The following is a 307-nucleotide window of genomic DNA, read 5'->3' as shown; positions in this document are numbered from 1 at the left end:
GACGTTACTGCGCCGGTGGCCCAGCTGACCATCAACGCCGTGGCCGGTGACGACATCGTCAACCTCGACGAATCGAAGGCCCAGCAGACCATCAGCGGCAAGGCCACCGGCGAGTTCATGGCCGGCGACCTGGTGAGCTTCACCCTCAACGGCACGCAGTACAGCGCCGCTGTCGACACCTCGGGCAACTGGAGTGTGCAGGTAGCCGGTGCCGATCTGGCCAAGGCTGGCACCATCCACGCCACCCTGGAAGCCCACGATGTGGCGGGCAACGTTGCCGCTGTCGTAGCCGACCGTGGCTACACCG

At 66.1% G+C, this 307-nt stretch carries 1 protein-coding gene; it reads left to right on the top strand.

Features of this window, described 5'->3' with window-relative positions; translation table 11 throughout:
• A partial coding sequence (locus IB274_RS29505) for an Ig-like domain-containing protein (protein WP_192436303.1) occupies positions 1-307 on the top strand: 307 nt, incomplete at both ends.

The sequence above is a fragment of the Pseudomonas sp. PDM18 genome (assembly GCF_014852585.1).
Lineage (GTDB): Bacteria > Pseudomonadota > Gammaproteobacteria > Pseudomonadales > Pseudomonadaceae > Pseudomonas.
The sequence above is the reverse complement of the archived record's forward strand: the minus strand, read 5'-3'. Positions and strand labels throughout refer to the sequence as shown.